This window comes from Piscirickettsia salmonis LF-89 = ATCC VR-1361, assembly GCF_000297215.2.
Taxonomy (GTDB): domain Bacteria; phylum Pseudomonadota; class Gammaproteobacteria; order Piscirickettsiales; family Piscirickettsiaceae; genus Piscirickettsia; species Piscirickettsia salmonis.
This window is the reverse complement of record NZ_AMFF02000021.1, coordinates 23644-30718: the sequence shown is the minus strand read 5'-3', so window position 1 is coordinate 30718 and position 7075 is coordinate 23644. Positions and strand designations below refer to the sequence as shown.

The following is a 7075-nucleotide window of genomic DNA, read 5'->3' as shown; positions in this document are numbered from 1 at the left end:
AGACAAATGTTGTCAGATGATTTAAGCTTGTCAGATCATATCTGGAGTTTTACAACTAAGACAATGAACCGAAAAATCAACATCAGACAAATCAGTTAAGTAAGCAACGTGATCTTCTCGTGATATTTCTTCTACTTCTAAAGAAAGACCATTTTCAAAAAATAATTTCAAGGCTCAACCCTCAAATAAAATAATAATTAAAACTATTTTTAACATTAACTTTCAATGATTTATTTTAACTTAAAAATAATTTAACAATATTTAAGAGTAAATATAAATTATGGTAATTATATGTTAAGAATCAATTTTATTCGTCACTTTTTCAAAATTAGAAAAATATGCAATGGTTAGATACTTGATAAGCCTTATTAACATCATGATATCACGCCATACCCCAGCCAGTTGCCTAGTAATTTAAAACAGTGCTAGGGTATCAGTTAAGTGTTTAAATAAAGGCAGTGTTTAACAATGACAGCGCGTGACTTAATCGGTTATGGCCCAACGCCAACTCATCCACAATGGCCTAATCAGGCTCGCATTGCCATTAATTTCGTTATCAATTATGAAGAGGGCGCTGAGAGCAATATACTTCATGGTGACTCTCAGTCAGAGCATTATCTTACTGATTTACCGGGTATCTCTCCTTTATCAGCTCAGCGTCACTTATCCAGCGAATCCATGTTTGAATATGGCTCACGTTGCGGCATCTGGCGCCTGTTAAGGCTATTTGATGACAAAAATATTCCAGTGACGCTCTTTGCCACCGGCTTAGCCCTGGAACTTAACCCTTTACTTTGTGATTATCTCAAAGATAGCACTCATGAAGTTGCAGGCCATGGTTATCGCTGGCTTAACTACCGTGATTTTACTAAAGCAGGTGAAAAAATTCATTTTCAAAAAACCTTAGATATTATCCAGACAAAAACTAAAAAAAATGTTGCAGGATGGTATACTGGACGTCGCAGTCCATTCACTCGCGAGCTCATTATCGAACACGGTCTTAAATACGACTCAGAAAGTTACAATGATGATTTACCCCACTGGCTCAAACTCAAAGAAGGCTCACCTCATCAATACTGTCATTTAATTATCCCTTATACACTTGATTGTAATGATGCTCGCTATGCTATACAACCTGGCTGGAATTCAGGGGAAGACTTTTTAAATTATCTTAAAAATACATTTGACCATCTATATCAAGAAGGGATAACAGCGCCTAAAATGATGAGCATTGGTTTGCACCCTCGCCTGTCTGGTCGCCCTGGCCGCAGTGAAGTCATTAAAAAATTTCTTGATTATATTTTATCCCATAAAAATACCTGGCTCTGCAAACGCGAAGAAATAGCAAATCATTGGTATACTCATCATGCTATAACTTAAAATATTTAAATATAAAACTATTAATTAATAATAAAAATTAAGGGGCAACACATGGAAAATTACCTAGTCTCAACCATGACAGAAGCTGAAGTACAAATTGCAATCGATTGGGCAAAAAAGGAAGGCTGGAACCCAGGACTTAATGATGCAAAATGTTTTTATCTATCGGATTCTCATGGATTTTTTAAAGGAGAACTCAATGGTGAAATTATCGCTGTAGGTAGTGCTATTATTTACGATTCTAGTTTTGCTTTTTGTGGTCTATATATTGTCAAAGAAGGATTTCGCGGTAAAAGTTATGGCTTACCAATCACTCAAGCCCGTTTAGACTATGTTGGTGACCGCTATGTTGGCTTAGATGGCGTTCTCGATAAAATAGCAACCTATGAAAAGATTGGTTATAAAGAAGCCTATTGCAATGCTCGCTTTGAACTGCTGCAACCGGTTTACCAAAGTACTTTAGAAAAAGTAAATATTTTTAATATTACCGAAGTGCCATTGCAACAATTATTAGACTATGATCAAGAATGCTTTCCTACTTATCGCGAGCAATTTTTAAAACATTGGGTCAATCAGTCTGGAGCATTTTCTTATGGATATATGGATAATAACCAATTACAAGGCTATATCGTTATGCGCCCATGTTATCGAGGTTATAAAATAGGACCGTTATTTGCTGATGATTTTGAACAGGCCGAAGCATTATTTCTAGCCGTCTGCGCCCAAGCTAAGAGCTTCCCTATTTATTTAGATATCCCCTTACCCAATAAAGCCGCGCAAAAGCTTGTTGATAAATACCAGATGAAACAAGTCTTTGCAACTAACCGCATGTACCGCAATGGCCAGCCAGATATTAACTTAAATAAAGTATTTGGCATTACAACGTTTGAATTGGGGTAACACCCCTCTCCATGAACGACGGCTCTAATATTTCCTCTATTATTTTTTTCAATCTATAAAAATAAAAAACCATATAGCTAGACACCTTGACTCACCATTGATAAATCAAATAAGATTTAATCTCACATTAACTTAGATAAATGATACGTAAGCGTCGCTACATCCATGGCTCGCAGCGAAGGATATTAATGCTCGATTTTCTAATAAAACTACTCTTCGGAACCAAGTTTATAATAACACGGAACGTAGATGATATCTTTTATAATGAAGACCTATCAAACAGAAAAATATTAGAAAAATATATCAGTCTAAAATTAACAGATCAGGAACAAATAAACTCCATATCTTCAAATATAAATATATTTAAAATATTATATTTAGCTAATAAGTTTAAAAATAATTGCAGTATAAACGGCAAAACAAACGAAATATCATTCACCCACTTTGGGAGTATATTTAATGTAATTCCATTTATTTCCCTAGCTTTATATATAATATCTATTTTAACAATTACTTACATAGCAATTTCAAAGGTGGCACATTTATTTCATGGAAGTTTACTTTTAATAAATAAAGAAACAGATCTTATTTCCTTTATATTTACTATCACGTTTGTTTTAAGTGTAATTTTTACATGCTCTTTCTTAATTATGCTAATGTTTCGCTCTATTATTACCCATAACAATTCAGAAACGTTTCATCAAACTTTACAAACTGCCTCAGAACAAGAGATTGTATTAGCTTGCCATATATACGAAAAATACACAAATAATCACTCAAATGAACTACTATATTATTTACCTATTCCTTGGGTTAAGTATCAAATAAATATTAGTAAGCACCTTAGATGTTTCATTCCTCATCGAGTAAAAAACAAGAAAATTAACAGTATTAAATAGCAATACAAATATATTTTTAATAGTTCAACTACTAGGAGATAAAAGCCTGAATGAAAAAAACCAGGATTTTTTTCATTCAATCTATGAAAATCTACTCAACCACCCCACCTTGCGCTTGCAAATCAGCATGATATGAAGAGCGTACCATTGGCCCGCAAGCAGCATTGCTAAAGCCAATGCTATCGGCAAATTGTTTATATTCATTAAACTCAGTAGGCGTAACATAACGGGCAACTGGTATATGAAAACGCGAAGGCTGTAAATATTGACCGACAGTGAGCATTTCCACATCATGATCACGTAAGTCCTGAATCACTTGAAATACTTCCTCACGCGTTTCCCCAAGCCCCACCATAATGCCTGATTTTGTTGCAACATGTGGATTGCGCACTTTGTATTGCTTAAGTAAGTCCAGTGACCATTGATAATCTGAGCCTGGGCGTGCTTGGCGATATAACCGTGGCGCAGTTTCTAGGTTATGGTTAAAGACATCCGGAGATTCAGCAGTCAACACATCCAGAGCAACGCCCATGCGGCCGCGAAAATCAGGCACTAAAATTTCAACGCGAGTATCCGGGCACAAAGCGCGCACCTCACGCACACACTCAGCAAAGTGATTTGATCCACCATCACGCAAATCATCACGGTCCACTGATGTAATGACCACATATTTTAACTGCATTTCTTTAACAGACTCTGCCAAATGTTTGGGCTCAGCCGTATCTAAAGCATCCGGGCGGCCGTGAGCAACATCACAAAAACTACAACGACGGGTGCATTTATCACCCATAATCATAAAGGTCGCCGTACCATGACCAAAGCATTCAGGTAAATTCGGACAAGCAGCTTCCTCACAGACACTATGCAATTTACGATCACGTAACCGCTGCTTTAACTCAGCCACTTTATTATTCGTCGGGAGCTTCACCCGAATCCAATCCGGCTTTGGCAAGCGCTCAGTCGTCGGCTCAATTTTTACTGGAATTCGTGCTAATTTTTCCTCACCACGCTGTTTGCGATACGGGTCTTTTTTTACTTTTACTTCACTCATTTGTCCCATCCAACTGTATGCTCGATCGCTGTATACCCTAAACGTGATGACAATTGTTCAACCAAAGCATGTGCAGCAATATCAATAGAATCTGGACCACCCAATTGGCTGACCTGTGTTACTTGTAAGCCTTGATAACCACATGGGTTAATGCGTTCAAAGGGCTCTAAGTCCATATTCACGTTTAAACTGAGGCCATGATAGCAACAACCACGGCGAAACCGCAAACCTAGCGCTGAGATCTTCGCCTCATTTACATACACCCCAGGTGCTTTATCACGAAAATGACTGTCAATTCCCCATGATTTTAAAATAGTTTGCACTGAAGACTCAATCAAGCAAACCAAACCACGTACACCCACTTTTAAGCGATTAATATTCAACAAGCAATAGACCACCAGTTGGCCTGGGCCGTGATAAGTAATCTGCCCACCTCGATCCGTCTGTACAATAGGAATCTCACCTGGGTTTAAAATATGCTCACTTTTACCAGCCTGACCTTGTGTAAAAACAGGCGGATGCTCAACCACCCAGAGCTCATCCGCACACAACTCAGTACGGTTATGAGTGAATTCTTTCATCTTCTGCCAACTTTCCTGATAAGGTACCTGCCCCAGTTGGCGTGCAATCAACGGCATCTTCATCATAGCCCTCCGCATTTAGAGGACTTTATTATGCCAGAGCTTTCTCCTGCTGATAATAGTCAATCATCGCGCGCCACACCGGACCTGGCTTGCCATCCGCAATCCTCTGCTGATTAACGAATACAACTGGCTGCACTTCACGACTGGAGCTGGTCAACCACACTTCATCAGCGCTTAGCAGTTCATCGATACTAATTGGGCTTTCTTGGCAGTTTAAACCATGCTGCTTTGCTAAATCCAACATACATTGGCGGGTAATGCCCGCGAGAATATTATCTTTGGGAGGCGTTAAAATTGTATTATTTTTAAAGATAAAGACATTGGATGAGGTCGCTTCAACAATAGTATTGCCACGCATCAACAAAGCTTCTGTAGCATGGTGATCACAGGCATATTGATTCGCCAGTGCATTGGGTAATAAATTCAAAGACTTAATGTCGCAACGCTGCCAACGTTCATCGTTACAAGTCACCACACTCTCACCGGCATAATCAGCAGAACTATAATCTAGTGAAGCCAAAGGCATGCTATAAGCAAAAACAGTCGACTCTATTTGATCAGGGAAAGCATGACTGCGTATCGGCGCATCACCACGAGTCACCTGTAGATAAACCGCCTGATATTCCCTTAAACTCTCTTTATTGCTATCAATCAACTGATTAAGTAAATCTAACCAGTCTGCTCTGGTAAGCGGGTTTTCAATACGTATTTGATCCAAGCTATTTTCTAGGCGTAACAGGTGTGCCTCACCTTTAAAAAGACGGTGATTATATACTGGAATCACTTCATAAACGCCATCACCAAATAAAAAGCCACGGTCCAAAGGTGAGACTTTCACCTCATCAAGTGGCATAAACTGACCATTATAATAAGCCTGCATAGATAGTTTCCCCTTTAACCAAATAACTGATGAAAAAACAAACTAACTCGCCCGGAAACTCGGGTCCACATACCACCTTCTGTAGCACCATTTAGGGCCACTAAGGGCTTTTCTAGAATTGTCTTTCCTTTAAAACTGATCACTAACCTACCATAACTTTGACCTTGAAGCACCGGCGCTTTTAAATAAGGTGTGATCGTTAAAGCCGCTGCCAAGTCTTTCGCTTCCCCATAAGGAACAGCAAGATACAGGTTCTCTTTTAAACCCAATTTAACCTGCTCTGTCACACTTAGCCATACTTTCGGTGTTGCAATCACCTGATCTTTTTTATAAAGCAAACGGTTTTCAAAAAAGCGAAAACCATAGGTTAATAATTTTTGGCTCTCGTTGACACGAGCTCGCTCACTTTTGCTACCCATCACCACAGCAATTAAACGCATACCATCCCGCTGTGCTGAAGAAATCAAGCAATACCCCGCATCTTTGGTATAACCGGTTTTTACCCCATCTGCCCCTTCAAAATGCCAAAGCAAGCGATTACGATTCGGTTGTTTAATACCCGACCAAGAAAACCATTTTTGCGAATACAATTGGTACTCTTTGGGGTAATTTTTAATCAGATCACGCACCAAAATACTTAGATCACGCACCGTTGTCTTGCCCTTAATATGCGGCAGCCCCGTTGTATTGGTAAAATTTGTCTGTAACATGCCCAAACGCTGCGCCACCCGGTTCATCAAAACAACAAAAGCATCTTCACTGCCTGCGACATATTCAGCGAGCGCAACGGTTGCATCATTACCTGATTGCACCACCATTCCTTGCAGTAAGTCTTTAACACTCACGCTATCACCGGCTTTAACAAACATCCGTGAACCGCCTGTCTTCCAAGCCTTACGACTAATACGTACCTTATCGGTCTCTTTAATCTTGCCATTGCGTAATGCTTCAGCGACGACATAATACGACATGACTTTTGTCAAACTAGCAGGTGATAAACGCTCATCCGGATTACCACTGGTTAATACCTGACCACTATTATAATCAACCAAAATCCAAGATTTAGCATGAACACGAATAGGTGGCACCATATTCCTTGGTAAAGACAAATACATTTTACTTGGATAATTTAATGTTGGGGCCAATGTTTTTTCTGCTATTATCTTAGTCTTAGCCGTTGTTGTCCCATTTCCCTCTTGGTTCGCTGCAAATGCCGTAAAACTTAATCCTGTTGCTGTTACTATTAGAAGCAAGCTTCCTGCTACACACAATAACCCGCGTGTTTTTCTCATTGGGATCCCTCCAAGCCTGTTGCGTATTT

At 39.1% G+C, this 7075-nt stretch carries 6 protein-coding genes; 2 read left to right on the top strand and 4 right to left on the bottom strand.

What is annotated here, in order from left to right:
* Positions 1–468: 468 nt before the first annotated feature.
* Positions 469–1380, top strand: a complete 912-nt coding sequence (locus C200_RS03095; protein WP_016212038.1) for a polysaccharide deacetylase family protein — start codon at positions 469–471, stop codon at positions 1378–1380.
* Between the two features lie 51 nt (positions 1381–1431).
* Complete coding sequence (locus C200_RS03090) at positions 1432–2280, top strand: GNAT family N-acetyltransferase (RefSeq protein ID WP_016212036.1); 849 nt, start codon at positions 1432–1434, stop codon at positions 2278–2280.
* Between the two features lie 990 nt (positions 2281–3270).
* Here the strand turns inward: C200_RS03090 and lipA are convergent.
* From lipA to C200_RS03065, 4 genes are read right to left on the bottom strand one after another with little or no spacing between them, the layout of a single operon-like run.
* Positions 3271–4230: a lipoyl synthase gene (gene lipA, locus C200_RS03080; protein ID WP_016210379.1), complete on the bottom strand. Its 960-nt coding sequence runs from the start codon at positions 4228–4230 to the stop codon at positions 3271–3273.
* Entirely contained in the window at positions 4227–4874 is a 648-nt protein-coding gene (lipB, locus tag C200_RS03075) for a lipoyl(octanoyl) transferase LipB (RefSeq protein ID WP_032126283.1), read from the bottom strand. The genes lipA and lipB overlap by 4 nt, the downstream gene beginning before the upstream one ends.
* Positions 4875–4902: 28 nt before the next feature.
* Entirely contained in the window at positions 4903–5754 is an 852-nt protein-coding gene (locus C200_RS03070; RefSeq protein WP_016210370.1) for a D-amino acid aminotransferase, read from the bottom strand.
* Between the two features lie 14 nt (positions 5755–5768).
* A complete protein-coding gene (locus C200_RS03065) occupies positions 5769–7046 on the bottom strand; it encodes a D-alanyl-D-alanine carboxypeptidase family protein (RefSeq protein WP_016210380.1) in 1278 nt (425 codons plus the stop codon).
* Between the last annotated feature and the right edge of the window lie 29 nt (positions 7047–7075).